Origin of the sequence: Amycolatopsis sp. Hca4, from assembly GCF_013364075.1 — a bacterium.
GTDB lineage: Bacteria > Actinomycetota > Actinomycetes > Mycobacteriales > Pseudonocardiaceae > Amycolatopsis.
The window spans coordinates 6,216,146-6,242,255 of the sequence record NZ_CP054925.1; the positions used below are offsets into that span (position 1 = coordinate 6,216,146).

Sequence of the window (26,110 nt, forward strand, 5' to 3'; positions counted from 1 at the left end):
AAAAGGTGCAGCTCAGGCCCGCGCCTTGAGGTTGGTCAGCACCGTGTCGGCGACGCCCCGCCCGAGCTGACAAGCGTCCTTCCCTTTTTCGGCAGCGTCGTCGCCGAGGACCAACGAGAGCGAGTACGCGAGTTCATCGGAGACACCGACGACAAGCACGCAGCTTCGCTGACCGCTGGCTCCCACATCGACATAGCCGACGATCGGGTAGCCCTGGACAGGGTCCAAATCGTCGACCCAGCGGGAAGCCTTCGGCTTTTCGTTCTTGTAGGTGAAGCTGATGCCCTGCCCGGTCTTCGTTTCGTATGCGACGAGGATGCCGGCGCTACTCCCGGAAGTACTGGCCCAGTCGCACATGGGGCCGAGCTCGGAGTCTTTCGGTTCCGGCGCGCCGGGCTTGCCCAGATAGCCGGCCAGCTGCTCTTCGGTGAGAGCCGAGTCGCAGGGGCTCCCGTCCAAGACTTTCGCCGGCAGCGGGTCGTTCACCTTCGGCGCGCCGCTGTTCGGCAGCTCTGCGCTGCTGGCCGGCGCGGGCGATGCAGTACCCGGCGTGCGACGTTCACCGGTGCACGAGGTCAGCAGTGCTGTACCGACGACCACCGCGGTCGTGCCGATGAGAACCCGTCGAATCATTCGAGCGACCCCTTGATCGTTTTCGTCGAGTCCGCAGCCTGTTGATCCGCTGCTTCGGTGATGCCGAGAGCTTGCCTCAGCCGTCGAGTCAACTCTGTGTAGTAGTCCAGTTGGTACTGCAGGTGGCCCTGGTAATACCGCCCGGCCTCGTTGACACCGTTCGCGCCGTTCACCGCAGCTTGGCTGACCGGTTCCTCGGCCGGCGGCTTCGCCCTGCTCAGAATTTCAGCGTCGCGCAACTGGTCACTGATGGTGTCCTTCTGACTCTCTGCCTTTTGGAGCAGCGCTCGCATCTCCGCACTGCTCATTGCGAACCCCTGCCCACCGGCGGGCGACGGCCCCGCGCTCGGCAGGTCCGTCGCCCAGAAGCCGATTCCGCTGAAGATCGAGTTCGTCATCGTCCTCCCCCCAACCCGTTCAGGGTCGCGTACAACACTTCCGTCAGCGCACCCCGGGTCCCCGGCTGGAACCTGACCACAGGCTCGCGCCCCGCCTGCACGTACGTCAGCACCCGTCCGGTCCCGGCGATATCCACCGCGGTGATCGGCGCGCTGCGAGCACCCCGCTGCACGGCGTAGCACTGGTGCAACCCGGTCCGCCGAGCTGCCATCAGCCGGCGAGCCCACGGCAGCGGGTCCCGGCCACGATCGAGCGTCGGGTCGTCGAGGTCGTACGACTCCTCCACCGCCCGCCCCGAGAAGCGCGCCTCCGGGATCGACACCGCCGAAATCCGCGCGGGCGGCACCGGCGGCAGCACGTCCACCAGCGACTCCGCGATCCGCGACGGCTCCACGACGTCGATCCGGACCGTGTCGTCTTTCCGGATGAGCCGGAGCGCGTCCGATCCGGAGGCCGACACGAGCACCGCGCCCGATTCGTCCGCTTCGATGTCGCCCAGCCACGCCGTGAACTGGTGGGCGCCCTTCGCCAGGACGCGCAGGACGTCGCGGAAGTCCCGCGTCAACGTGCCGCCCGCCGCGAGGCGGAGCGAGGTCAGGACGTCGAGGACCTGCTCGTCGAGGCGCTTGCGGGTTTCGTCGCCGAGCCAGAGGTTGTCGGCGCCGAGGACCGGGGGCGGCGGGCCGTGCCGCTCCCACCCCCACGCGGTGAGCAGCGCGGTCTTGGGCAGGAAGATCACAGCCCGATCACCGGGGGTACGGTCCGCTCGTCGGACCCGCCGAAGATGCTCTCCGGATCGGCCTCCACCAGGTACGACGCGCGCTGGTGCTCGGTGTCCTCCTCGCCCTTGCCACCTTTGGCGCCGGGGCCCATGCCACCCATGCCCGGCGAACCCGGCTTGCCGGCCGGGCCGCCGCGGACGCCGGTCGCGCCCGGGCGTCCCTCGCCCGGCACGCCGGTTCCGGTCGAAGCGCCCGGACTGCGGGCACCCAAGCTCGCGCCGCTGCCCGAGCCGGTGCCAACGCCCGCGCCGGACGACGAGCCGGGCCCGAACCCGCCGCCACCAGGTCCGAACCCGCCACTACCAGGTCCGAAGCCGGGGCCGAACGCGTCGGAGGTGCCAGGACCGGTCCCCGGCAGCTGGTACCCCGGCGGCAACTGTGTCGACGGCGGCACGTAACTCTGCGCCCGAACGCTGTCATCCACGCCGGAGGTGTGCGGCGGCATGACGTGCCCCGGCGGCGTCACTTGCCCGGGTGGCGTGATCTGCCCAGGCGGCAAGACCGGCGGGTGGACCGCAGGCGGCGGCTGGACCTGGGCACCGATCGGCCGGTCGTCGTCGCCACCACCCGTCCGCGTCCGCCTGCGGGCCGGCGGCTCGACCGGCTCCTTCGGGTCCTGCACCGTGAAGTCGCCGCCGGTGTACTCGCGGAGCTGGCCGTAGTCGATCGTCCGGGCCGCGGTGTTCGCGCTGGACTGCTGCGAGTACGCGGTGTACCGCTCGACGTTCTCCTGTGCCTTCCGGTTGTACTGGTTGATCTTGTCTTCGGTGTCGGTGTCCCACGGCGTCACGACGTCCCAGGCGCTGCGCGTCGGCGGCTGGTCGGTGACGTCCGGGTGCAGCGAGTTCTTCATCCGGTGGAACTGGTCGATCTGCGCCTGGGCCAGCGTCGAGTTGCGGTCCAGCGTCGTGGACGCCGAGGTCGCGGACGCCGTCAACGGCTGGAGCCGCTCCCGCGCCGCGTCGGAAGCCCCGCCCGTCCACGCGGATTCGAGGCCGGCCGTCAGTTCCCGCGTGCCCTGCTCCAGCCGGCGCTGATAAGTCGACTGGTCGACACCCGCCTGGTGCACCTTCTGCAGCGACTCGGTGCCGGGCCCGCTCAGCACGGCCCGCACCAGCTGGCCGGGTGACAGCCCCGCGGCCTGCGGGTTCGCCGCCCCGCTCCCGGTCTGCGAGCCGACGTAGGCGCCCGCGACCGCGCCGGGCACCCCACCCGTGAGCAGGCCGACACCCGCGCCGGTCAGAACGTTGCCGAGCCGCTCACCACCCGACTGGACGGCGTGCGCGATCTCCGACCCGACGTGCTTGGCAGCGTCGAGCATGTCGCCGAACAACCCCACCGAACCGCGCTCCCCTCGCGTTCGATCTCCCCTCTTGCGTCACGGACAATACCCCACCGATTACCGGCCGTGTGAGAACCACACCAGGTCAGGCGACTGCACCAGCCACCCGACGAGCTCGGACGAGTGGGGAAAACCGGAACTCCCCCGGAACTGTCGGACCGGTGTGCCACACTCGGTCGCCGTACGGTTACCGACGTGAACAGGGGAGGTTCGCGTGTCGAACCCGGAGCAGTTGCTGGCGAGCTTCGACGCCAAGATCGCCGAGGCCAAGCAGCGAGGCGACCGCATGCAGGCCGAGATGGCGGCGGTCTCGGTCGCCGAGCGCAGCCAGGACGGCCAGATCGCGGTCACGGTGAACCACCTCGGCAACCTCGTCGGGCTGGAAATCGGGCACGCGGTGCGCGAGAAGGCGAACCTCGCCGAAGAGATACTGCGGACCGTCCAGCGCGCGCAAAGCAAGCTGGCGGACGCCGTGCAGACCGGGATTCCGTCGATCGCCGGCACCGCCACCATGGACGAGCTGGTCCAGCAGCTCCACCGCGAGTTCCCGGAACCGGAGCCGCAGGGCTTCGTGGAGGGAGGTCATGCGGCGCCCGCGAGCGACGGGTCGCGCTTCATCGTGGAAGAAGAGGCGCCGGCAAAGCCTGCACCTAAGCCGGCCCCGCCGCGTCCGGCGCCTGAGCCCGGCACCGACGACGACTACTTCAGCGACGGCGACTACTTGCGCTGACCAGGGCAACGAGGGAGGAGAACACCGTGAACAACCCGCAGCCGGACATCCGGATCAAACCGGAGCAGTTGCTGTCCCACGCGAAGAAGCTCGAACCGTTCGTCGACCGGTTCGCGAAGACCCTGGACGCGGCGGCCCAGGTCGTCGACCCGATGGCGTTCGGTCTCATCGGCCAGGCTTGCGGCCTCGGCACGCTCTGCGGCGTCGCCCAGACCTTGGGCAGCGACTCCATCGGCCACGCGAAGAACGTGGCCCAGGAACAGATCGACCGCGTGCGCACCTGGTCCCAGCACGTGGACTGGCGGGAGCAGGACGTCAAGGCGAGCTTGGAAGGCATCCACCTTGACTGAGAACGCATTGGTGACGGCAGCCAAGAAGAAGGTCGACGAAGGGTCTTCGGCGCTCGAAGGCGCCGGAATGGCTCAGGACTTCTGGGACGCGGCAACGAAAGCGGCCGACGACGACTGGACCGAAGGTCTGCTCAACCTCGGTTTCGGTGCTGCCGGCGTGATGGACTTCCTGCAGGACCCGATCGCCGGTCTGGCGAGCATGGGGCTCGGCTGGCTGATCGAACACGTCGAGGTCCTGCGCGCCCCGCTCGACTGGGTGACCGGGAACCAGGAACAGCTCGACGTCATGCAGGAGACGTGGAGCGGCATCAGCGACGAGATCGACGCCGTCGCCAAGGATCTCCTGGAGACGGTGAAGGCGGACAGCGAGGAGTGGCAGGGGCAAGGCGCGGACGCCTATCGCGCGTTCACCGCCGAACTCGGCGACATGTACTCGAGCGTTGCGGGCGGCGCAAAGGCCATTTCCGTCCTGATCGACGTCTGCAAGAGCATCCTGAACGTCGTGCGCAGTGTGCTGCGTGACCTGCTCACGGAGTGCATCGGCAAGCTGATCAGCATCCTCATGCGTTACCCGGGCCCCGCCGCACCGGCGGGCTTTGCCGGTGAAGGCACGAAGGAGATCGCCAGCTGCGGCAGGCGGATGTCGGAGTGGCTGCAGAAGCTCGTGCGTGCCTTCCGGAGGGGCATCAGCCAGTTCAACCACCTCAGCGGCCTCTTCCGGACCGTCGGACAGAAGCTGCTCGCCGCGCTGAAGGACGCGGTACACGCGGCACCGGGCGTGTTCAAGGACGGGCTGAAGGAGCTGCCCAAGGCAATCGGTGAAGAGGCAGGCAAGGAAGCGGGCAAGAAGACCGCGGGCGCCTACGACGAAGCCGACAAGAACTACCGCGAGAACCACTACAACGAGAAGAAACCCGCGGCCCCGGAACCGGTCTTCCGGCAACAGGGCGGCCAGCGCATCTCCGGGTCGATCTAGCGCCGTGGTGTCGACGACTCCCGGCGAGCCGAAAACGGCCGTGGTGCGGGTCCGGCTGCCGATCCACCACCCGCCGGCCGAACTGAGGACGGCCGTCGGGTGCGCCGCGTTCCTCGGAATCGTGCTCGCGAGCGCAGCGGGCCTGTTGGCCTGGTTGCGAAGCGGGGATCGGGTCGTGCACCTGGTGGCGCCCGTACTCGGCTTGCTGGCCCTGCTGTGCTTCTGCGTCAAGCCGATGTTGGGGCGCTACATCCGCCGACACGGCGCCATGGTGACGGCGCGGGTCGAGTTCGGCCCCGACGGATTCCGGCAGCCGCTCGAAGACAAGACGACGCTCGTTCTGCCCTGGGACGACGTCCGGCGATTCACCTTCCGCGAAGGGCAGCCCGGCGGCCGGGTCGCGCTGACCGTCTCCCTCGAAGACGAAGCTGCGAGCCGCAACCTCAACCGCGACTGCCGGCACAAGTCCGAAGACGGCTTCATCCTGTCCTCGGCGTTGGCCAGGGAAGAAGCCGAGAAAGCCCTGGCGGCGATCGAGCGGTACCGTCCCGGCCTCGCACGGTGGAACTCCAAGAACGTCCGACGCGGCGGCTTCGGGGTGCCCAACCCGGTGAAGCGGCTGGTCAAGCGCTGGAGTGCGGACCAGGCGCGCACGCTCGTCCGCGCCGAGCAGGCATCCGCCGGCAGGTTGTTCGTCCTGTGGGCGGCGTGGCTGGCCGTCATCGCCGACTTCGTGGCGCCGGCCTTCTTCGACATCCCACCGGGCATCCCGCTTCCGGTGGCGATCGCGATCTGGGTGTTCCTCTACCTGACTCGCTACCGAGGCGACTCCGGCGAATTCGTCATGACCGCCGACGCGATCACCTGGCGTCCCGAGGAAGGCGACCCGGTCCGCGTCCAGCGCACCGACCTCGCTCGGCTGACGGTCGAGCCTTCGGCGAAGAAAGCCACGCGTTACTACGTTTCGGTCCACGCAACCCTCCGCCGAGGCGGCGACCGGCCGCTGGCCGCGAAAGTTTCGCCAGGCGCGGCCAAGAACGTGATGCGGTTGGTGAAGGCATGACCGAGAGCGTCGTCGTGTCACGGACGGACGGACCGCACTGGATTCAGGCCGGCTTACTGCTCGCGGTCGGCGCCGGGATCATCTGGCTCGGCTTGTCTTCGGCCCAGCAGGGCCCGCGGCTCGCGGGCTGCGTCTTCGGCGGCAGTTTCGCGTTGCTCGGCCTGAACTTGGTCTGGCGGTCCTTGCGCACGCCGGTCCGGAACGAGCTGATCATCGACCCGGCCGGCATCTCCCGGGTGATCGGCGCCGTCGTCTGGGCCGTGCGGTGGGACGAGCTCGCCGCCGCGTCGGTCGTCGAGATCGGGAAGAAGCACAAGCATCCTCAGCTCGTGCTGACTCCGGCCCGTGACGACTTCGAAAGCCATCACCGCAGCCTGGTCCGCATCGGCGGCGGTGACCTCCTGGCGGCCGGGATCCCGCTGTACGAAAGGGAAGTCCCGCGGGTGCGCGAGTTGCTGGCGAAGCACGTCGGCGTCCGGGCCGAGCGCGTCGCCGACGTGCAGGTTCCCGCGTCACCACCGGTTCCGGCCGCGGTGTCCGGTTGGGTGCCACCGCCGCTGCAGCCGTCCGGTTCCGTCACGATCCACATGAACGGCGGGGATCGGGTGGTCTACCGCTGGCTCCGGTTCTTCGCCCTCGCGATCGAGCTGGGACTCGGCGCCGTGATCGAGTTCGGGCCGCGCAACGGGTTCCGCACCGCCTGCATCGTTCTGTTCATCGCGGTCTTCGTCGGCATGTCGTGGCGAGAGATCGGGTGGCAGCAGCGCAATTCCCGGAAGTTCCGGATCACGCTGGAGCTGTCGGCCGCCGGGCTCCGCTGGCGGTCCTACCACCGGCGGATCGAGGTCTCCTGGCCGGAAATCGCCGAGCTGCGGACACCCGCAAGGCTCGTCGAGTTCCTCCCCGTGAGTGACGACTTCCCGCTCCGCCGCCCGGAACTGGACGAACTGCGCCAGCCCGACGGCTGGTACCGGCTGCCGTCCACCATGAGCGCAACGGCGTCCGGCGAATTCGACGAGCACGTCCTCGAGGTGCTGCCGGTCGGCATCCCGTGGAGGAGATGACGGGACGACGGCGGTCCTGCTGCGGGAGGCGGGGGCGCCGCCGACGCCGATCACTCGGGGGGCTACGTGATCGGCGCCGGCGACCCGATGCCCTGCCCGGCTCGCGCCGGTTGGGGCAACGTCATCACGTCTCCGCGATGACGCACCTGGAGAGCGGGCCCGGGGTCACTAGGTGACGGCCGGGGGACGGACATCCCCCGATCGAGTGACGGGCATCCGCTGCTCGCATGATTGTCGCACTCAACGCCGGATAAGTTACAAAAACCTTCACTTTCCCCTTGCTTGCCGGTGCTGACCAGGCCGGGACGGGTTTTGTGGGACAGTGCCGGGATGAACTCGGACGTGCTCGTTGTGGGATCGGCCAACGCCGATCTCGTCGTCGCGGTGGATCGGCGGCCCGGCGGTGGGGAGACCGTACTGGGTGGCGACACCGTGCTTTCACCGGGTGGCAAGGGCGCCAACACGGCGGTCGCGGCGGGACGGCTCGGGGCCGACGTCGCGCTGCTTGGCGCCGTCGGCGATGACCCCTACGGCCGGCTGCTGCTCGACTCGCTCCGCGCCGCCGGTGTCGACACCGGGCTCGTGCGCACCAGCGAGCGGCCGACCGGCATCGCCTACATCACCGTCACCCCGGACGGCGAAAACTCGATCCTCGTCTCCCCCGGTGCCAACTCCAGCCTGGAGCCCGCCGACGTCGACGCCGTCTTCGACGGGGTGGAGGTCGTCGTCTTGTCGCTGGAGGTGCCGTTGCCGACCGTCGAACACGCCGTCGCGCGGGCCGCGGAAAAGGGCGTACGGGTGCTGCTGAACCTGTCGCCGGCGGCGAAGCTCTCCCCGGAGACGCTGGCCCGCCTCGACGTCCTGCTCGTCAACGAGCACGAGGCCGCCTGGCTCACCGGACCCGGCGCGGACTTCCGGAAGCTGCTCGACCTGGGGCCGCGGGCCGCCGTCGTCACGCTCGGTGCGGCCGGCGCGGTCGTCGTGGAACCCGACGGCACGACCGAGGTGGCATCGGCGAAGGTCGAGGCCGTGGACACCACCGGGGCCGGCGACGCCTTCGCGGGCGCGCTCGCCGCGTCGCTCGCCGACGGCGCCGACCTGGTCTCCGCAGCCAGGCGCGCGGCGCGCGTTGCGGCGTTCAGCGTGACCCGGCCCGGGGCCCAGCCGTCCTATCCCACTGCCGCTGAACTGGGGGAATGATCATCGAGTCGTCCGTGTTGCAGGTCACATGGGCGACTCGTTCGACTCGGCCTGGTGGCGCGGCTACGCAGCTCAGCTGCGGTCGATCGCGGACGCCCGCCGCCCGGACCGGCTCGCGATCATGCCGCTCGACGAAACCCTCAAGGCCCTCGGCAAGCAGACCGAACTCGACGAAGGCGTCTACGACGTGCCGGTGGAGGGCATCGTCGGCACGGTCGCCCGCGCCGGCGACTTCGACCGCGAGTTCCGGCCGCGCAACCGCGCGCTGCGCGAGCGCTGGGAGCAGCTGACGCGGACGTCGGCGGACCTGCCGCCGGTGCGGCTCGTGCGGCTTTCCGAAATGTTCTTCGTCGAAGACGGCCACCACCGCGTCGGCATCGCCCGCGCCCGCGGCGCCCGGACCATCCGCGCGCGGGTCCGCTGGATCAGCACGGTCGCCTGCGCGCTGCGCTGCCTGACGCTCGCCGACCTGCCGTCGAAGACCGCCGAGCGGATGTTCCTCGAGCGCGTGCCGCTGCCCGACGACGTCCGCCTCGGACTCTGGCTCGACGACCCGGCCGACTGGTTCCGGCTCGCCGACTCGGCCGAGGCCTGGGGTTTCCGCCGTATGCTGGCCGGACGGCCGGTGCGCAGCCGCGGCGAACTGGCCGGCTCCTGGTGGCGCGAGGAGGTCGAACCGGTGCTCGAACAGGTACGGCAACGCGGATTGTGCCCGCCACCACGAGATATCCAGACGTATCTGAGCTATGGTCTAGACCATGTCTGAGCTTGAAGCCGCCGCGGGGTCCCTGTCGGGGGTCGCCGTCAGCCCTGGTCGCGCGAGTGGTCCCGTCGTCCGCGTCGCGGAGCCGCTCGGCGAGCCCGCCGCCACGCCCGCCCCGGCCGACCCCGCCGCCGAGGCCGCCCGGATCGCGCCCGCCGCCGAAGCCGTCGCCGCGCGGCTGGAGAAGCAGGCCGAGACCGCGACCGGCGAGGCGGCCACGATCCTCATCACCACGGCCGCGATGGCCGCCGACCCGGCGCTCGCCGCGCAGGCCCAGCAGCTCGTCCAGACGCAGGGACTGCCCGCCGCGCGCGCTGTCCACCAGGCGGCCGAGGGCTTCGCCGAAGCGCTGGCCGCGGCCGGCGGGTACATGGCCGAGCGCGTCCAAGACGTCCGGGACGTGCGCGACCGGCTGATCGCCGAACTGCTCGGCATCGCACCGCCGGGCGTCCCCGAGCTGGCGACGCCGAGCGTGCTGGTCGCCCGCGACCTGGCCCCGGCCGACACCGCGGGCCTCGACCCGGCGAAGGTCCTCGCCCTGGTCACCGAGGAAGGCGGCCCCACCAGCCACACCGCGATCCTGGCGCGAGCACTGGGCATCCCCGCCGTCGTGGCGGTGCGCGGCCTGCTGGCACTGGACGCGCAAGCGCTTGCGGTCGACGGCGACACGGGCGTGGTCGAGGTCGCGGACCCGTCGGCCCCGGTCGTCGCGGCCACGGTGGCCCAGCGCGCCGAGTGGAACGGCACGGGCGCCACGGCGGACGGCCACCGCGTGAAGGTCTACGGCAACGTCGGCTCCCCGGCCGACGCCCAGGCAGCGGCGGACGCGGGCGCCGAAGGGGTCGGCCTGTTCCGCACCGAGTTCTGCTACCTGGACGCCGCGGACGAACCCTCGGTCGCCGACCAGCGCGCGGCGTACACGGCGGTGCTCGCCCCGTTCCGCGGCAAGCCGGTGATCGTCCGGACCCTCGACGCGGGCGCCGACAAGCCGCTGGCGTTCCTGTCCCCGGAAGCCGAGCCGAACCCGGCGCTGGGTGTCCGGGGCCTGCGCGTGGCGTTCGACCGGCCGGAGGTGCTCGACCGCCAGCTCGAGGCCATCGCGGGTGCGGCGGAGGATTCGGGCGCGGAGGTTTCGGTGATGGCCCCGATGGTGGCCACGGTGGAGGAAGCGGCCTGGTTCGCAGAGCGCGTCCGCGCGGCGGGCATCGCCCGGGCGGGCGTGATGATCGAGATCCCGGCGGCGGCGCTGACGGCTCGCGAGATCCTCGAAGCGGTGGACTTCGTGTCGGTGGGTACGAACGACCTCGCCCAGTACACCTTCGCGGCGGACCGCCAGCTGGGCGCGGTGGCGAAGCTGAACGACCCGTGGCAGCCGGGTCTGTTGCGCTTGCTGAAGCTGATCGGCAACGCGGCCAAGGCCACGGGCAAACCGGCCGGAGTGTGCGGCGAGGCGGCGGCGGACCCGAGGCTGGCGCTGGTCCTGGCCGGGCTGGGGCTGACGAGCTTGTCGATGAACGCTCCGGCGGTCCGCGCGGTCGGAGCCAGCCTGGCGGCGGCGACGCTCGCAGAGTGCGAGGCCCTGGCGGAGGCAACCCTGGCAACGGCGAACCCGGCAGCAGCCCGCGCGGCGGCCCGCCCCTGACGCAGGGACGGCGACCCGCCCGCGGCGCGGCCGGGTCGCCCAGGCGCGGTGTCGTGAGCCCCAGCCCGCTTGCTCGGCTGGGCTCGGGCCGGATCTGCCGCGGAGGTGAGCTGCGCTGATCGGGCGGCCTCCTCGGCTCGCTGCCGGCACACCATCGTAAGTTTCTTCCTGGCTTCGGCCGCCCCGCCAGCGCCGATCTCGCCCTACCAGGCTGTCCGCAAGCCCTCTGAACTGCCGATCTTGCTCCGCCCGCTCGTTTCGCCCCAGCGCGAATCATCCCCACCCGCAGGGGCGCCCCCCCCACTTTCAGTCTATCGGTCATCACCGACAGTTCCGATCTGTGCGAACCTGAACCAGCGTGGTTGTCCACATTGATCGAGGGGTGTGGGCAACCCGCCCGACCTCCCGAGGGCCGTCTCGAAGAACAACGGGGCGGCCTTCGCCGTGTTCAGAAAAATTCGCGAACGATGTCGATCCCACCGCCACCCACTCGACGACCAAGCAAGAGCCCCCAGTCGAGAGGACCGACCATGACCGCCACCACCACCGCCCCAGCCGCCGCCGGGGAGGCCGCGGATGTCAGGGCCGGGCGCCGGGAATGGGTTGGGCTGGCCGTTCTCGCCCTGCCCACCCTGCTCGTCTCGCTGGATGTCTTCGTCCTCGTCCTCGCCCTTCCGAAACTCGCGCTCAGCCTGCACGCCGACGGCACCGAACAGCTCTGGATCATGGACACCTACGGCTTCATGGTCGCCGGCTTCATGGTCACCATGGGTACCCTCGGCGACCGCGTCGGGCGGCGGAAACTGCTGCTCGCCGGGGCCGCCGCCTTCGGGGCCGCCTCCGTTGTCGCCGCCTTCTCGACCAGTGCCGGGATGCTGATCGCCGCCCGGGCCGCGCTCGGGATCGCCGGGGCCACCCTTGCTCCTTCGACCCTCTCGCTCATCGGGACCATGTTCGTCAACCCGCGGCAGCGGGCCGAGGCCATCGGGATCTGGGCCGGCTGCTTCACCGTCGGTGCCATCGTCGGGCCGATGGTCGGCGGGTTCCTGCTCGAGCACTTCTGGTGGGGTTCGGTCTTCCTGCTCGGCGTCCCGGCCATGGTCGTCCTGCTCGTCATCGGCCCGAAGCTGCTGCCGGAGTACCGGGACGAGACCGCCGGGCGGCTCGACCTGCCGAGCGTCGCCCTCTCGCTCGCGGCCATCCTGCCCGTCGTCTACGGCGTCAAGGAGCTCGCCCGGGACGGCTTCCGGCTCGTTCCGCTGCTCGCGCTCGCCATCGGCCTCGTCATCGGCTACGTCTTCGTGCAGCGGCAGCGGACGCTCGCCGACCCGCTCGTCGACTTCAGCCTCTTCGCCGCCAAGGCCTTCCGGACCGCGCTCGGCGGGATGCTGCTGTTCAGCATGCTCGGCGGCACCACCATGCTGTTCGTCGCCCAGTTCTTCCAGCTCGCGCAGCACCTCTCGCCGGTCGGGGCCGCTCTCGGGCTGCTGCCGGGGATGGCCGCCTCGACCGTCAGCTTCCTCGCCGCTCCCGTCCTCGCCCGGCGGGTCCGGACCGGCGCATTGATCGCGAGCGGGGTCGCCCTCGCCGCCGCCGGGATGGCGATCCTCGCCTTCGTCGACCCGGCGGCCGGACCGGTTTGGCCGTCGCTCGGGTTCGCCGTGACGTCGCTGGGGGTCGGGCCGATGGTCGCGCTCGGCACCGATCTGGTCGTCGGCTCGGTTCCGGTGCGCAAGGCGGGCGCCGCCGCTTCGCTGGCCCAGACGGTCAACGAGTTCGGCTACTCCTTCGGCCTCGCCACCGCCGGCACGCTGGGCAACGCCGTCGCCCGCGCGCACGGCCTGCCCGCCGGGCTGCACGTCGTCGCCGGGGCTGCCGCCGTCGCGTTCGCCGCCCTCGTCTGGTTCGCCGCGCGGAACCTGCGGCCCGCCGCCTGAACGAAAGCGAAGGCCTCCCCACCCGATGCCTGGGTGGGGAGGCCTTCTTGACGCCGGGGGCAGAGGGGCCCCGGCTAGCCGAAGAGGCCGCGCCTCGGGTGCCGGACCACCAGCGAACCGCCGTGGACCCGGCCGCTCAGCACGTACCGCGGGTTGCCCATTCGCCCGTTGCTGCGGGTCTTGTCCTCCATCGAGCCGAACTTGACGTCGCCGATCGCGTTCAGGTCCACCGCCGCGTGCTCCGGGATGATGATCTCGACCGAGCCCCACTTGGCGTCCAGCTCGATGTGCACCACCGGCGACTGCACCTGGGCCTCGGTGAAGTCGAGCTTCGTCGAGCCGTACTTGTTGCGCACCACCAGCTCGGACGGCACCACCCACGGCCCGCCGCGGTGCAGCGACGAGTACTTCGCGTTCAGCTCGACGCGCGGCCCGCCCGCGTAGCCGCTGTAGCCCGCAGGCGCCGCGTACGCCGGCGCGGCGGCCAGGGCCGCGGCCGGGTGGTAGAGGCCGGCGAGGTCGGCCAGCACCGCGTTCAGCTCGCCGCGCGTCCTCGACGCCAGCGCGCGGTCGGTGCGCTCGGTGAACTCGTCGAGGTCGATCATCCCGCGGCCGATCGCCTTCTGCAGCACGCCGACGACGTGCTCGCGTTCGTCGTCCGACACCCGGAGGTCGCGCTCGCTCAACGGCCTCGTTTCGGTCACCGATTCCGCCGCCGCGGTCTCTTCCTCGCCCATGTCCACGATGGTAGAACTGGATTTCTCCAGGGAGATCGGGGGAAAACCCTGAACGGACCCGTAGTCCGCGCCACCGCCGCTGTCGTGGCCGCCGTCCTGCTGGCCGGGTGCACCAACGCCGCACCCCCGCCGCCACCGCCGCCCCCGGGGCCGCTGGCGGAACTCTCCGGCGTCCAGGCGACCGGTGGCATCGGCGTCACCGCGCTCCTGCCGACCGTCACCCCCACCCTGTTCGACGCCGACCGCGGCCCGGTGGCCACCCCGCCCGGCTACCCCGGCGGTGACGTCCAGCTGGACGTGGTGCGCTCCGGCAAGCACGTCGTCCTGACGGTCCGCCCGTCCTACCCCAAGGACGCCGAGCCCTTCGAGATCCTCGAGTACACCGGGCCGTCGAGCCCGCCGCGGTCCCTCGGCCGCGCCTGGTCGGCGGGTCCCGACGCCGCCGGCGAAGGCGTGTGGTTGATCCGGCAGGACGCGCCGGACGACTGCCGGCTCCAGCACGTCTCGTTCGACGGCGGCGAGCTCGGCCGCGGCCAGCCCGCCAGCTGCCGCACCGAGGTGCGGACCGAGACCCGGCACGGCCTGCTGATCACCATCAACGCCGACGCCGCCGAATCGACCGACGCCATGATCGAACCGGCGACCGGCCGCACGGTCCGGCAGGCGCCGCGCATCCTCGGCGCCGCCGGCGACTGGCTGCTGCTCGACGGCCTGACCGACCTCACCCTGGTCGACCTGCGGGACGGCAGCAGCAAGAAGCTCAACCGGCCCTCGATCGGCTCGGCACCCGCCGTGGTGCCCTCGCGCGAAGGCTCGATCTGGGCCGTGGACTTCGCGAACCCCGCCTACCGCGCCACCAGCACGCAGACGCGGGACCTCTGGCTGCTGCGCCCGGACGGGCCGACCTGGGACCACGCGCCGGGGATGCCGTTCGTCACCGAGCACCTCAAGCGCGGCGGCGGCTTCGGCTGGTCGGAGGTCGGCGACCTGGTGCTCGCCGACCGCGTGCTGGCCGCCTGGCACCCCGGCGAACCGCAGTGGCGGCTGAGCAAGGCCGCCCTGCCCGCCGGTAACTGGTCGGGCTTCGCTGCCCTGCCCTGAGCGTCACTCCTCGTCGAGGCCGTGCTCGATCGCGTACCGGGCCAGCTCGACGCGGTTGTGCAGCTGCAGCTTCCGCAGCGTCGACTGCACGTGGTTCTCCACCGTGCGGTGGGACAGCACGAGCCGCTCGGCGATCTGCCGCGCGGTCAGGCCCTTCGCGACCAGGCGCAGGACGTCGGTCTCGCGCTCGGTCAGCCGCGGCGGCTCGGCGCCCTCGGCCGGTGCGTCCGCCATCCGCCGGTACTCGCCGAGCACCAGCCCGGCCAGGCCCGCGGTGAACACCGGGTCGCCCGCCGCGGTCCGGTGGACGGCGTCGACCAGCTCCACCGCGGACGCCGACTTGACCAGGTAGCCGGACGCGCCCGCCTTCACCGCCTCCAGGACGTCCTTGTGCTCGCCGCTCGCCGAGAGCACCAGCACCTTCGTCGACGGCAGCGCCGCGGTGATCTCGCGGGTCGCGTCCACGCCGGAGGTGCTGCCCAGGTTCAGGTCCATCAGGACGACGTCCGGCTGCACGGTACGGGCGATCCGCACCGCCGCGTCGGCGTCCGGTGCGGTCGCCCGCACGTCGAAGCCGTGTTCGGTGAGGTCGCGGGCGACCCCGTCCCGCCAGATCGGGTGGTCGTCGACCACCATCACGGAGATCCGCGGTTCGTCGCTCATCTCGCACCCCTCGTGCTCGGCACCCTGACCTCCCACTCCGTGCCCCGGCCGGGCCCGGTGTCGAGGGTCGCGCTCCCCCCGAGATCGCGGACCCGCCCCCGGATGGATTCCACCACGCCGAGGTGCCCGTCCGCGGCGGCTTGCTCGAGAACGCCGTCCGGTATGCCCGGTCCGTCGTCGCGGATGCTCACCACCACCTCGTCGCCGAGGTCCTCCAGCAGCACCCAGGCGTGCGCGGCCGGGCCCGCGTGCTTCTCCACGTTCGACAGGGCTTCGCGGGTCACCGCGACCAGCTCGCCGGCGACGTGCGCCGGCAGTTCGACGTCGTCCGCCGGCGTCGAGACCTGCACCGACGACGTCGCGAGCACCTGCAGCGCGGCCCGCAGGCTCATCGTGCCGCTGTCGCTCGGCTTGGCCGGCTCGGTCGTCACCAGCGACCGCAGCGCGATCTCCTGCTCGCCGGCCAGCCGGGCCAGCTCCGCCGCTTCGCCGCCGACCTCGTTGCCGCGCTTGCGGACCCGGGCCAGCACCTGCAGGACGCTGTCGTGGATCGACCGCGCCAGCCGCTCGCGCTCGGCCGTCGCCGCTTCCTTCCGCAACGCCTGCTCCAGCCGCGCCGCCGACCGGCGGGCCATCGTCGAAGCCATGCCGACCAGCAGGCCGGCGGCGGCGAGCAGGACGCCGTCGCGGGCGACGTCGAGGTCGAACTTCTCCCGCGCCAGCCCGGTCGCCACGCCGACGACCAGCCCGGCGAGCACCCCGCCGACCGCGCCGAACCGCGCGCCGGCGGCGACCGGCGGCACGGCCGCCCACACCGTGGTGATGAGCGGGACGTTGAGCGCGAACTGTTCGTCGCTGAGCACCCACGGCGAGGTCAGCAGCAGCCCGGTGCCCAGCACGAGGTCGAAGACGACCAGCCACGGCGGCCGCGTCCGCTCGCGCAGGTAGAGGAAGCTGCTCACCACCGACCACCCGGCCATCACGCCGAGGATCGTCCACGCCAGCCACTCACGGCGGTACGCGCCGCTCTGGACGATCACCGTGCCGCAGGCGAACCCCCAGGTGAGCACCCGGAAGGCGAGCACGCCCCGCCACATGGGCGTGACGGGGTCGGGAGACCGCCGGATGGTCACTTTTCGTCGTCGTCTTCGCCGCGGGTCGCCACCGTGGCCCCCGCGGAGCCGGGTTCGGCGTCGTTCGGCTGCGCGGCCTGGTCCTTGAGGACGTCCACCTCGGCCGGGTCCGGGTTGGTCTCGTGCAGCAGCGACCGGACCCCGGCGTTCAGCACGGCCAGCAGCGGCACGGCCAGCAGGGCACCGGCGATCCCGCCCGCGACCAGGCCGGCGGTGATGGCCAGGACGACGGCCAGGGGGTGCAGCTTCACCGCCCGCCCGAGCAGCAGCGGCTGCAGGATGTGGCTCTCCAGCTGCATCACGCCGATCACGATGGCCAGCACGATCACCGCGCCGATGAACCCGTTCGTCACCAGCGCGATCAGGACCGCGACGCCGCCGGTGATGACCGCCCCGATGATCGGGATGAACGCGCCGATGAACACCAGCGTCGCCAGCGGGATCACCAGCGGCACGCCCATGATCCACAGGCCGATGCCGATGCCGACGGCGTCGACCACGGCGACCGCCGCCGTCGCCCGCACGTAGCTGACCAGGGAGGCGAAGCCGCGGCGCCCGGCGACGTCGACGCGGTTGCGGACCCGGGCGGGCACCGCGCGGACCAGGAACGTCCAGATGCCGTCGCCGCCGCTGAGGAAGAAGATCGTGATGAACAGCGTCAGCAGGAAGCCGGTGAGGATCTCGCCGACGGTGCTCGCCGTGGTCAGCGCGGTCGTCGTGATGGACGCCTGGTTGTTCTGGATGAAGCCGATCGCCTGGTTGATGAAGTCCTGGATCTGCTCCTGGCGCAGGTGCGGCGGGCCGTTGAGCAGCCAGTTCTTGATCTGGTCGAGGCTCGCGTTCACCTGCTGCTGCAGCTGGGGCAGGCCGGAGGAGAACTGCGTGACGACGAAGGTCAGCAGCCCGCCCAGCACGGCTAGCCCGGCGATCAGCACGATCGCCGTCGCCAGCCCGCGCGGGAACCTCACCGCCACCAGCTTCTGCACCGCCGGCGCGAGCAGGGCGGACACCAGCAGGGCGATGGACAGCGGGATGACGACCACCGAGAGGTAGCCGATCACCCAGACCACCGCGTACAACGCGGCGGCCACCACGATGAACCGCCACGCCAGTGCCGCGCTGATGCGCAGACCCCGGGGGATCAGCCCGGTGACGTCCTCGTGCTCCGGCAGGAACGGGTCTTCGCGTCGCGCGTGGGTCACGGACTCACCGTAGCGGCTGGACCGCCCGATTCGGCCGTTTTCCGGCGGCCGCGTCCGACACGCGTGACGGCCAGGGACGATCACCCAACGTCAAGTCGAGTTACACCATGTGTCTTTCACACGATGGGGGCATCAAGTCGTGTCGAGGGTGCGCGCCGCGCCGCCGGTTTGATTAGGTCGCTTCCGCAACGACCGGATCACGAACCGAGTACGAGGAGACGACGAGTGGCGAACACCGCGACGAACGAGGGGCAGGGCGCGAACCGCGTCGGCCGTCTCGTGTCGCGTGCGCTGCTCGTCCTCGGTGGCGCGATGGCGGGCACCGCCGTCGCGTGGGTCGTCTCCGACGCCGCTGCTTCCGCCGACACCGTCCAGGTGGGCACCGCTTCCGTCACCCCGGTCACCGACGCCACGACCGCCGGCATCGGCGACGCGAGCCGCGGCACCGGGCACTTCGCGGGCGAGGTCGCCGGCGGGGTCGCCGACGCCGCCTGCCACCAGGACGCGACGACGTGGAGCGAGCCGCAGGCCCCGCGCTGCGGCCGCACCGACGCCGGCGCGGTCGGGCACGAGGTCTCCGAGACGGTCGACGCCTCGGTCACCGACCTCGCCGACGACGCGGTGCTGAGCCCGGCCCAGCGCACCCTCGGCGCCGTCGAGCACATCGTGCGCAAGCCCGAGGACACCCGCCAGGTCGTCGAGCAGACCATCGCCCCCGCGCCGGAGACCGACTTCGGCCGCCAGGTGTGGCAGCTGCTCGACCCGGCAGGCCACGGCGACCTGGTCCCGCTCCCCAGCCTCCCGGGCGCCGCCCCGGTCGAGGAGGAGCCGGTGACCTCCGGTCCCGGTGAGGTCGCGGGCGAGCCCGCCGTCTCCACCGTTGAACTTCCCGCCGCGCTGCGAGCCGCGCTCGCGATGCCGGTGGGTGGAGAGCACGACGGCACCGGTGCCGCGGGTCAGTCCCGCGACGGGCACCGTGACCTGCCGTCGCCGCTGACTCCGGCGCAGCTTCCGATCGCGCCGGCCGTCCCCACCGCCCCGGGTGGCACCACGACCCCCGGTGGGCACCTCGACGGGTTCAACTTCGGCGTCCCCTTCTGGACGACCGAAGCCGTCGACTCCGCTGTCGCGGCGATGAGCCGCGCCGGCCTGCGCCACTCGCTGCGCACCCCGGGCGAACAGCCCGGCGTCACTCCTGACTGAACACCTCCCTCCACGGGTCGCTGACGCACCCACATCCGTCCTTCTTTGACGGCTTGGCGTCCGCGCAATTCCCGTGACACGGCGGTGCGCTTTTTCGCGCCCGCAAGAAGTTCCACCTCCCCCTGGTGCGGCTCGGACTCATCCGTTTCGACGAGCGCACCCCCATGAACCCGCAAGGGAACCCGAAATAAAGGAGAAAAACCCCATGCAGACGTGGGCAAAGCGCGGACTCCAGACCGCATTTGTCACGGGTGGGTTGCTGATGCTGGGCACCGGCATCGCCTCGGCTGACGAGAACGTCAACCCTGACACCCCTGCCTCGCCGCTCGACCTGAACGTCACGGCTCCGATCCAGGAGTCCAACAACGCGGTCGGCACCCCCTTCGGCCAGCTGGACCTGCCCGCCGGGCAGACGGAGCTGAGCACCAAGCCGGTCACCGGCGCGGCGAACGACGCTGCCAAGCAGCTCGACGACGCGAGCCCGATCAGCGAGAGCACCCTCGGCGGCACCTTCTCGCGGGCCGGTGGTGGCGGCGGCGGTTTCACCCCGAGCCACAACAACCTCAAGGGCAACAAGGTCACGGGCGACGTCGTCGTCCCGATCCAGATCGTCGACAACGCGATCGGTGTCCTCGGTGACGCGACCGTCGCCGGCGGCAACCACTCGCAGACCTGGTCGCACGACCAGGACGTCAAGACGACCGGCCAGGACTCCAGCCTCGCCGGCAACGCCGTCGTCCTCGACTGGGCGCTCCCCGTCCAGATCGCCGGCAACGGCGGCGGGGTCGCCGGCGGCACCGGCCGGGTGATCGGCGGGTCGGCCAGCCAGAGCACCACCGAGACCGGGGACGTCGACACCAACGGCGACGGCTCCGCCCTCTCCGGCAACGTGGTGGCCGGCCAGTTCGCCACCCCGGTGCAGGTGACCGGCAACGCCGCTTCCTACCTGCTCGGCAACGGGCAGAGCCACGGCTACCACGCCGACACCGTCGCCACCTCCGGCGGCTCGCTGCTGAGCTCCGGCGACCAGGCCTCCGGGTCGGGCAACGTGGTCGGCGCGCCGATCGCCCTGCCGGTCAAGTTCAACTGCAACTCCGGTGCGGTGTGGGGCTCGCTGTCGAACTCCGACGGCTGCCACAACTCGGCCGACGCCACGGCCGGCGCCACCCGCAAGGGCAGCCTCGGCATCCCGACCTACCTCGAGACCAGCGGCGACGACTCGTTCCTGTCCGGCAACGGCGGGGCGGCCTCGCTCTCCCCGATCGCGAACGTCGCGGGTGTCGCGGGCTCGTGGATCGGCAACGCCTCGGCGGGCATCCCCTGCGCCGGCAGTTCCTCCAGCACTGTCGACTCGGGTGGCTTCGTCAAGACGACCGGTGACAACTCGAGCGGGTCGGGCAACGTCCTCAACCCGTCGGTCGCGCTGCCGGTCGAGGCCTTCGGCATCGGTGGCACGTACATCGGCCAGGCGAACGCGGTCCACGACAACACGACCGACGCCAACGCCGGCAACGGCAGCTACACCAAGGGCAACGACGCCTTCCTCGGCGGCAACATCGTCAACACCCAGGCCGCGGGCGCGCCCGAGGTCTTCGGCATCGGCGGCAGCCACATCGGCAACGCCACCGGCAAGGCGACCGAGGACAAGACGGTCACCGCCGGCGCGTACGACGGCACGCAGGGCGCCAACTCCTCCGGCTCGGGCAACATCGTCCAGGTCCCGGTGGGCCTGCCCGCCGAGGTCTTCGGCATCGGCGGCTCGTTCATCGGCCAGGGCTCCGGCGCGGCCGACGAGACCAAGGTCGTCTCCGGCGGCGGCGGTGGCAGCACCGTGGACGACGGCGGCTTCCTGAGCTCGAACCTGGGCACCGTCCCGCTGTCGACCCCGGTGCAGGCGGCGAACATCGGTGGCGCCCTCATCGGCCAGGGCCACGGCAAGGGCTCGACCGACACGACGTCCAACGCGGGCGGCGGCGTCAAGGCCCACGGCCCGGCGGGCGCCGGCGCGGGCAACATCATCGAGGCCCCGGTCGCGCTGCCGGTGCAGGCGATGGGCGTCGGTGGCGCGCTCGGCGGCATCGGCACCGGTGAGAACGACAACATCACCGACGCGACGGCGGGCGGCGACGCCGTGACCGACGGCCGCGACGGTGCGCTGACCGGCAACATCGTGAAGGCCCCGATCGCGGGCGCCGGCTCGGTCTTCGGCGACGGGATCGCCGGGGGCGCGCTGGGCACCGGCGTCGGCACCAACGACGTCAGCTCGGTGGCCGGCGGCGACGCCACCACCAGCGGCGACCGCGGCAGCGTGGCCGGCAACATCATCGGCGCCGACCCGCTGGCGGTGGCGCAGGTCTTCGGTGACGCCGTCAGCGCGGCGGGTGTCGCCAAGGGCGCCGGCATCAACATGACGGACGTCCGGAACGCGGGCGACGACACCACCTCCGGTGTCGAGGGCGCGATCTCCGGCAACATCCTCGACCTGCCGGTGACCGCGATCGCGCAGCTGTTCGGCGACGCGGTGACCGTGGGCGGCGTGGCGCACGCCGTCGGCGAGAACACGCTGACCACGCACAACGGTGGCAAGGCCGTCACCGCGGGCGACCAGTCCGCGCTGTCGGGCATCAACGGCTACCACGCGTTCGCGCTCCCGGTGCAGATCTTCGGCGTGCCGCTCGAGCTGCTCGGGGTGGCCACCGCCTACGCGACCGACGTGACCAGCATCGACGAAGAGACCGCGGACCCGATCGCGTTCCCGGCCGAGGGCTCGGAACTGGCGGCGGACGAGCTGCCGTCGCTGGCCGCGCTCCGCAGCGGCCTGCCCACCACCGGTGGCCTGCCGTCGGTGGACGGGCTGATGGGCAAGCTGCCCGTCGCCGGCCTGGCCGGTGGCCTGCCGTCGCTGGACTCGCTGACCGGTCTGCTGCACACGGCCAACCTGTCCACCGAGGGGCTGCCCACCCAGGGTCTGCCCATGCGGGGTCTCCCCGCGGTGAGCGGGCTCGCGAGCAACGTGTCGACCGCCGGGCTGCCCACCCAGGGCCTGCCCGCGCTGCCGGTCGCGGCTCCGCTGGCCACCGAGCGCGCCGACCTGGCGCAGCTGCCGGCTCCGGCCCTGCCGAAGCCGGCCCTGCCCACCGCTTCGGTGCTGCCCGCGGTGAACGGCCTGTCCTCGCTGGGCTCGCTCGGCGGCCACGGCACCGAGCGTGCGGACGTGCCGGCCGCGGGCCTGCCGGCCCTGGGTGGCGTTCCGGCGCTGCCGAAGCCGGCCCTGCCGGCGCTGCCCACCGCGCTGCCCGCGGTGAACGGCCTGTCGTCGCTGTCGTCGCTGTCCTCGCTGGGCTCGCTCGGCGGCCACGGCACCGAGCGTGCGGACGTGCCGGCCACCGGCCTGCCCGTCGCGGTCCCGGCCCTGCCGGCCGCCGCGCCGACCGCGCTGCCGGTGAACGCCAAGCTGCCGGTGCTGGACAGCACCCCGCAGGTCCCGGCCCTCTCGGGCCTGGACTCCACCGGCTTCCTCGCGAAGCTGATGGGCCTGGTGAAGCGCAAGTAGTGCGGTGAAGCCGGCGGGCTCTGCGGAGCCCGCCGGCCCACGAACCCCGCTGTCACGGCGGCCGGCGCTCCACCGCGCCGCGAGGGCGACCTCGCACGGAGCGCCGCTCCCGCCGCGACCGCGGCCGCGGGCCACCCGCGAACACCGAAGAGCTCTCCTTCCCTGGAGACGACGAGCCCCAGGAGCCAGCCGGCTCCTGGGGCTCGCTCGCGTCCAGGGTCAGGTCAGGAGAACTGAAGGGACCGCTTGGCCAGGCCGTGCCAGAAGCCGTCGATCACCGTGCGGCCGGAACTCTCCTCCGAGGTGGCGCCGAGGGAGACGAACAGCGGCGCGAAGTGCTCGATCCGCGGGTGCGCGAGCGTCGCCGCGGGGGCCTTGTGCCGGAAGTCCAGCAGCGTGTCGACGTCACCGCTGTGCAGGACCTCGGCACCCCAGTGGTCGAACTCGGCCGACCACGCGGGCGGTGTCCCGTCGGTGGCGCGGGCCATGCCGCTCAGGTTGTGGGTGAAGAAGCCGCTGCCGATGATCAGCACGCCTTCGTCGCGCAGCGGCGCGAGCTTGCGGCCGAGGTCGAACAGCTCCTGCGGGTCGAGCGAGGGCATCGAGACCTGCAGCACCGGGATGTCCGCGTCCGGGTACATCTCGACGAGCGGCACGTAGGCGCCGTGGTCGAGGCCGCGCTCCGGCGCGTCGTGCACCGGCGTCTCCGTGGTGCGGAGCAGCTTCCGGACCTTCTCCGCGAGCTCCGGCGCGCCGGGCGCCGCGTACTTCACCTGGTAGTAGCGCTCGGGGAAGCCCCAGAAGTCGTACACCAGGGGGACGGTCGTCGTCGCCCCGATGGTCAGCGGCGCCTCTTCCCAGTGCGCCGACACGATCAGGATCGCTCGGGGCCGCGGCAGCTCGGCCGACCACCCGGCCAGCTGACGGGTCCACGTCGTGTCGTCGGCGAGCGGCGGGGCACCGTGGCTGAGGTAGAGAACCGGCGTGCGGGTCATCGAGCGCTCCAGTTGTTGAAGTTTCAACTACTAGTGTATCCGACGCCGGAGCGTGCCGGGATATTCCTCAGGCGGCTTCGAGGTTCGCCGCGCAGCGCTCCAGGGTCCGGATCGTCGTGCGGTAGTCGTCGTCGCCGATCCCCTCGACGGCCTTCGCGCGAAACTCCTGTACGCGCGCCTCGACGCGGGCGTGGCCGGCCCGGCCTTCCGTGGTCAACGCGCCGTCGTCGCCGACCCAGCCGCGGGCGCGCAGGTCGGCCACCTTCGGGGCCATCGAGCCCTCGCCGGTCACGAACGGCGCCATCGCCGCGTCGACCTCCTCCGGCGTGCGGGCGCCGAGGGTGATCGTGTTGAGTACCTGCCAGTGCCGGCGGGTCAGCGACTCCGCGTCGAGGGCCTGGCCCATGGAGGATTCGAGAAGCTCGTGGAGGTGGCGCAGCCACCAGCCGAGGGGTTTCATGAGCACTCCGACATGTCGATAAACAATTACATGTAAAAGTACATGTAGTTCGGAGGTGGAGCAACCATGACGGACGCCGTGGCCGACGTCGAGCGGGCCATGATCGCGATCCGCCGCAGTCAGCAGCGGCGGGCACTGAGCCGGATCGGCAAGGCCAGGGGCCGTGGCGCGCACGACCCGGTGTACGAGCTGCTCGACGTCATCGAAGAACTCGCCGAGCGCGGGGAGCCCAGCACGGTGACGGCCCTGAGCGCGGCGATGGGCGTCGACCAGCCCCGCGCGAGCCGGCTCGTGGCGCGCGCGGTGGAGCAGGGGCTGCTGCGGCGCGAAGCCGATCAGCGCGACGGGCGGCGGGCGGTGCTCGTGCCGACCGAAGCCGGCCAGGCGCACCTCGACGAGCTGCACACCTTCCGCCGCGGGGTGTTCGCCGAGGTCATGGCGGACTGGCCGGAGGAGGACCGCGACAACTTCGGCCGGCTCCTCACGGCCTTCGTCCGCGGGTACAGCGCTCTCGGCTAGTCGTGCGACAGGTCGACGAACCGGCTGTAGTGCAGCTGGTGGGCGACGGTGATCGTCGCCGTCGGCCCGGCGCGGTGCTTCGCGATGATCAGGTCCGCCTCGCCCGCGCGCGGGTCGTCCCGCTCCCAGGCGTCCGGGCGGTTGACCAGGATGACGAGGTCGGCGTCCTGCTCCAGCGAGCCGGACTCACGCAGGTCGGACAGCATCGGGCGCTTGTCCGTGCGCTGTTCCGGACCACGGTTCAGCTGGCTGATCGCGATCACCGGGACCTCGATCTCCTTGGCCAGCAGCTTCATCTGCCGGGAGAACTCCGAGACTTCCTGCTGCCGCGACTCGACGCGCTTGCCGGAGGTCATCAGCTGGAGGTAGTCGAGGACGACGAGCTTGAGGTCGTGCCGCTGCTTCAGCCGCCGGGCCTTCGCGCGGATCTCCATCATCGTCATGTTCGGCGAGTCGTCGACGAACAGCGGCGCCTCGGAGACCTCGCTCATCCGGCGGGCCAGCCGCGTCCAGTCGTCGTCGGACATCTTGCCGCCGCGCATGTCGGCGAGGCGGATCTTGGCCTCCGCCGACAGCATGCGCATGACGATCTCGGTCCGGCTCATTTCCAGCGAGAAGATGACGCTGGTCATGCCGTGCCGGATCGAGGCCGAGCGCGCGAAGTCCAGGCCGAGGGTCGACTTGCCGACACCGGGCCGGGCGGCGACGATGATCATCTGCCCGGGGTGCAGGCCATTGGTCAGCTCGTCGAAGTCGGCGAAGCCGGTCGGGATGCCCTGTGACTGGCCGCCGCGCGAGGCGATCGCGTCGATCTCGTCCATCGTCGGCTGCAGCAGCTCTTCCAGCGCGACGTAGTCCTCGCTGGTCCGCCGCTCGGTGACGTCGTAGATCGCGGCCTGCGCGCGGTCGACGACCTCGTCGATGTTCGCGCCGTCGCCCGCCGCCGCGCCGTAGCCGTACTGCACGATCCGGGTGCCCGCCTCGACGAGCCGGCGCAGCACCGCCTTCTCCGAGACGATCTCCGCGTAGTAGCCCGCGTTCGCCGCCGTCGGCACCGTGGCGATCAGCGTGTGCAGGTAGGGCGCGCCGCCGACGCGGCCCAGCTCCCCGCGCCGCTCCAGCTCCGCCGACACCGTGATCGGGTCGGCCGGCTCGCCGCGGCCGTAGAGGTCGAGGATGCAGTCGTAGATCGCCTGGTGCGCGGGCCGGTAGAAGTCGTCGGGGCCGAGCGCCTCGATGACGTCGGCGACGGCGTCCTTGGACAGCAGCATGCCGCCGAGCACGGACTGCTCGGCCGCGATGTCCTGCGGCGGCTGGCGGTCGAAGCCGCCGGGCCCGGGGTCGCTCGGGCCCGGGTCGGACTCCGCGTACATCGGGCCGCGGTCGTCGGTCAGCGCCACCGTTCCGGACACCTCCTCATCATGTCGAACACCCGTTCGATTATGCCGGATCTTCGCTCTCGAAGCACGTGGCCGGTGCTCGTGCGGCCGGCCACCCGGGCTCGTCCCCCGATGATCGGCGACAACGCCGGACGGCTGCCGCAGACACGCGGAGCGCCACCGTGAGTACAGGCCCGAGCGGGCACGCTAGATCCCCCGGAAGGCCGATGGCAATTCAGGCTGGGGACCCTTCTGTGGACAACCTGGGGATGAACGGGGGTAAC

Annotated in this window: 24 protein-coding genes; 13 read left to right on the top strand and 11 right to left on the bottom strand. The window is 71.6% G+C overall.

Going from position 1 to position 26,110, the window contains the following annotated elements; all coding sequences use genetic code 11:
* Positions 1-12 precede the first annotated feature (12 nt).
* The 4 genes from HUT10_RS27665 to HUT10_RS27680 are packed head-to-tail and all read right to left on the bottom strand — an operon-like array spanning position 13 to position 3,153.
* On the bottom strand, positions 13-633 hold the full coding sequence (locus tag HUT10_RS27665; protein ID WP_254897063.1) for a DUF3558 domain-containing protein: 621 nt from the start codon (positions 631-633) through the stop codon (positions 13-15).
* Complete coding sequence (locus HUT10_RS27670) at positions 630-1,031, bottom strand: hypothetical protein (RefSeq protein WP_176173872.1); 402 nt, start codon at positions 1,029-1,031, stop codon at positions 630-632. Before HUT10_RS27670 ends, HUT10_RS27665 begins: the two co-directional genes overlap by 4 nt.
* On the bottom strand, positions 1,028-1,771 hold the full coding sequence (locus tag HUT10_RS27675) for an ESX secretion-associated protein EspG (RefSeq protein ID WP_176173873.1): 744 nt from the start codon (positions 1,769-1,771) through the stop codon (positions 1,028-1,030). The genes HUT10_RS27670 and HUT10_RS27675 overlap by 4 nt, the downstream gene beginning before the upstream one ends.
* A complete protein-coding gene (locus tag HUT10_RS27680; protein ID WP_176173874.1) occupies positions 1,768-3,153 on the bottom strand; it encodes a hypothetical protein in 1,386 nt (461 codons plus the stop codon). Before HUT10_RS27680 ends, HUT10_RS27675 begins: the two co-directional genes overlap by 4 nt.
* A 217-nt stretch (positions 3,154-3,370) precedes the next feature.
* Here HUT10_RS27680 and HUT10_RS27685 point away from each other — a divergent pair, with 217 nt between their 5' ends.
* From HUT10_RS27685 to HUT10_RS27725, 9 genes are all read left to right on the top strand, one after another.
* Entirely contained in the window at positions 3,371-3,886 is a 516-nt protein-coding gene (locus HUT10_RS27685) for a YbaB/EbfC family nucleoid-associated protein (RefSeq protein ID WP_176173875.1), read from the top strand.
* Positions 3,887-3,912: 26 nt separating this feature from the next.
* Positions 3,913-4,236 (top strand): hypothetical protein, encoded by a 324-nt coding sequence (locus HUT10_RS27690; protein WP_176173876.1) that lies wholly within the window; start codon positions 3,913-3,915, stop codon positions 4,234-4,236.
* 10 nt (positions 4,237-4,246) lie between these two features.
* On the top strand, positions 4,247-5,212 hold the full coding sequence (locus HUT10_RS27695) for a hypothetical protein (protein WP_176173877.1): 966 nt from the start codon (positions 4,247-4,249) through the stop codon (positions 5,210-5,212).
* A 7-nt stretch (positions 5,213-5,219) separates the two neighbouring features.
* On the top strand, positions 5,220-6,275 hold the full coding sequence (locus HUT10_RS27700) for a hypothetical protein (protein WP_176173878.1): 1,056 nt from the start codon (positions 5,220-5,222) through the stop codon (positions 6,273-6,275).
* A complete protein-coding gene (locus HUT10_RS27705; protein WP_176173879.1) occupies positions 6,272-7,339 on the top strand; it encodes a hypothetical protein in 1,068 nt (355 codons plus the stop codon). Before HUT10_RS27700 ends, HUT10_RS27705 begins: the two co-directional genes overlap by 4 nt.
* 330 nt (positions 7,340-7,669) lie before the next feature.
* On the top strand, positions 7,670-8,539 hold the full coding sequence (locus tag HUT10_RS27710) for a ribokinase (RefSeq protein WP_176173880.1): 870 nt from the start codon (positions 7,670-7,672) through the stop codon (positions 8,537-8,539).
* Positions 8,540-8,567: 28 nt separating this feature from the next.
* Positions 8,568-9,305, top strand: a complete 738-nt coding sequence (locus HUT10_RS27715) for a hypothetical protein (RefSeq protein ID WP_176173881.1) — start codon at positions 8,568-8,570, stop codon at positions 9,303-9,305.
* Positions 9,298-10,944, top strand: a complete 1,647-nt coding sequence (gene ptsP / locus HUT10_RS27720; RefSeq protein WP_176173882.1) for a phosphoenolpyruvate--protein phosphotransferase — start codon at positions 9,298-9,300, stop codon at positions 10,942-10,944. Before HUT10_RS27715 ends, ptsP begins: the two co-directional genes overlap by 8 nt.
* A 530-nt stretch (positions 10,945-11,474) precedes the next feature.
* A complete protein-coding gene (locus HUT10_RS27725; RefSeq protein ID WP_176173883.1) occupies positions 11,475-12,881 on the top strand; it encodes an MFS transporter in 1,407 nt (468 codons plus the stop codon).
* A gap of 74 nt (positions 12,882-12,955) precedes the next feature.
* Here HUT10_RS27725 and HUT10_RS27730 read toward each other — a convergent pair whose 3' ends face one another.
* A complete protein-coding gene (locus HUT10_RS27730) occupies positions 12,956-13,618 on the bottom strand; it encodes a DUF1707 domain-containing protein (RefSeq protein ID WP_176173884.1) in 663 nt (220 codons plus the stop codon).
* Between the two features lie 84 nt (positions 13,619-13,702).
* Between HUT10_RS27730 and HUT10_RS27735 the strand changes: the two genes are divergently transcribed.
* Positions 13,703-14,719, top strand: a complete 1,017-nt coding sequence (locus tag HUT10_RS27735; protein ID WP_176173885.1) for a hypothetical protein — start codon at positions 13,703-13,705, stop codon at positions 14,717-14,719.
* A 3-nt stretch (positions 14,720-14,722) separates the two neighbouring features.
* Here the strand turns inward: HUT10_RS27735 and HUT10_RS27740 are convergent, their stop codons facing one another.
* Genes HUT10_RS27740 through HUT10_RS27750 form a run of 3 tightly spaced genes read right to left on the bottom strand, consistent with a single transcriptional unit; the run spans position 14,723 to position 17,717 of the window.
* Entirely contained in the window at positions 14,723-15,382 is a 660-nt protein-coding gene (locus tag HUT10_RS27740) for a response regulator transcription factor (protein WP_176173886.1), read from the bottom strand.
* Positions 15,379-16,515, bottom strand: coding sequence for a MacS family sensor histidine kinase (gene macS, locus HUT10_RS27745; protein WP_176173887.1), 1,137 nt, complete (start codon positions 16,513-16,515; stop codon positions 15,379-15,381). The genes HUT10_RS27740 and macS overlap by 4 nt, the downstream gene beginning before the upstream one ends.
* A complete protein-coding gene (locus tag HUT10_RS27750) occupies positions 16,512-17,717 on the bottom strand; it encodes an AI-2E family transporter (RefSeq protein WP_176173888.1) in 1,206 nt (401 codons plus the stop codon). Before HUT10_RS27750 ends, macS begins: the two co-directional genes overlap by 4 nt.
* 225 nt (positions 17,718-17,942) lie before the next feature.
* On the opposite strand from HUT10_RS27750, the gene HUT10_RS27755 reads away from it, so the two are divergent.
* Together HUT10_RS27755 and HUT10_RS27760 are read left to right on the top strand one after the other, a co-directional pair.
* On the top strand, positions 17,943-18,920 hold the full coding sequence (locus HUT10_RS27755) for a hypothetical protein (protein ID WP_176173889.1): 978 nt from the start codon (positions 17,943-17,945) through the stop codon (positions 18,918-18,920).
* 205 nt (positions 18,921-19,125) lie between these two features.
* Positions 19,126-22,473, top strand: a complete 3,348-nt coding sequence (locus HUT10_RS27760; RefSeq protein WP_254897064.1) for a PE-PGRS family protein — start codon at positions 19,126-19,128, stop codon at positions 22,471-22,473.
* Positions 22,474-22,697: 224 nt separating this feature from the next.
* On the opposite strand, the gene HUT10_RS27765 is transcribed toward HUT10_RS27760, so the two are convergent.
* Positions 22,698-23,468: a dioxygenase gene (locus HUT10_RS27765; RefSeq protein WP_176173890.1), complete on the bottom strand. Its 771-nt coding sequence runs from the start codon at positions 23,466-23,468 to the stop codon at positions 22,698-22,700.
* A 67-nt stretch (positions 23,469-23,535) separates the two neighbouring features.
* Positions 23,536-23,928 (bottom strand): MarR family transcriptional regulator, encoded by a 393-nt coding sequence (locus HUT10_RS27770; protein WP_176173891.1) that lies wholly within the window; start codon positions 23,926-23,928, stop codon positions 23,536-23,538.
* 66 nt (positions 23,929-23,994) lie between these two features.
* Between HUT10_RS27770 and HUT10_RS27775 the strand changes: the two genes are divergently transcribed.
* Positions 23,995-24,447, top strand: coding sequence for a MarR family winged helix-turn-helix transcriptional regulator (locus HUT10_RS27775; protein WP_176173892.1), 453 nt, complete (start codon positions 23,995-23,997; stop codon positions 24,445-24,447).
* Here HUT10_RS27775 and dnaB read toward each other — a convergent pair.
* Positions 24,444-25,847: a replicative DNA helicase gene (dnaB, locus tag HUT10_RS27780; protein ID WP_176178040.1), complete on the bottom strand. Its 1,404-nt coding sequence runs from the start codon at positions 25,845-25,847 to the stop codon at positions 24,444-24,446. The genes HUT10_RS27775 and dnaB overlap by 4 nt on opposite strands.
* Positions 25,848-26,110 lie beyond the last annotated feature (263 nt).

What these genes read in the sequence shown, in the direction of transcription:
- HUT10_RS27665 (WP_254897063.1), bottom strand. Translation starts at nt 633, where the DNA reads ATGATTCGACGGGTTCTCATCGGCACGACCGCGGTGGTCGTCGGTACA.
- HUT10_RS27670 (WP_176173872.1), bottom strand. Translation starts at nt 1,031, where the DNA reads ATGACGAACTCGATCTTCAGCGGAATCGGCTTCTGGGCGACGGACCTG.
- HUT10_RS27705 (WP_176173879.1), top strand. Translation starts at nt 6,272, where the DNA reads ATGACCGAGAGCGTCGTCGTGTCACGGACGGACGGACCGCACTGGATT.
- HUT10_RS27710 (WP_176173880.1), top strand. Translation starts at nt 7,670, where the DNA reads ATGAACTCGGACGTGCTCGTTGTGGGATCGGCCAACGCCGATCTCGTC.
- HUT10_RS27715 (WP_176173881.1), top strand. Translation starts at nt 8,568, where the DNA reads ATGGGCGACTCGTTCGACTCGGCCTGGTGGCGCGGCTACGCAGCTCAG.
- ptsP (WP_176173882.1), top strand. Translation starts at nt 9,298, where the DNA reads ATGTCTGAGCTTGAAGCCGCCGCGGGGTCCCTGTCGGGGGTCGCCGTC.
- HUT10_RS27725 (WP_176173883.1), top strand. Translation starts at nt 11,475, where the DNA reads ATGACCGCCACCACCACCGCCCCAGCCGCCGCCGGGGAGGCCGCGGAT.
- HUT10_RS27730 (WP_176173884.1), bottom strand. Translation starts at nt 13,618, where the DNA reads ATGGGCGAGGAAGAGACCGCGGCGGCGGAATCGGTGACCGAAACGAGG.
- HUT10_RS27740 (WP_176173886.1), bottom strand. Translation starts at nt 15,382, where the DNA reads ATGAGCGACGAACCGCGGATCTCCGTGATGGTGGTCGACGACCACCCG.
- HUT10_RS27760 (WP_254897064.1), top strand. Translation starts at nt 19,126, where the DNA reads ATGCAGACGTGGGCAAAGCGCGGACTCCAGACCGCATTTGTCACGGGT.
- HUT10_RS27765 (WP_176173890.1), bottom strand. Translation starts at nt 23,468, where the DNA reads ATGACCCGCACGCCGGTTCTCTACCTCAGCCACGGTGCCCCGCCGCTC.
- HUT10_RS27770 (WP_176173891.1), bottom strand. Translation starts at nt 23,928, where the DNA reads ATGAAACCCCTCGGCTGGTGGCTGCGCCACCTCCACGAGCTTCTCGAA.
- HUT10_RS27775 (WP_176173892.1), top strand. Translation starts at nt 23,995, where the DNA reads ATGACGGACGCCGTGGCCGACGTCGAGCGGGCCATGATCGCGATCCGC.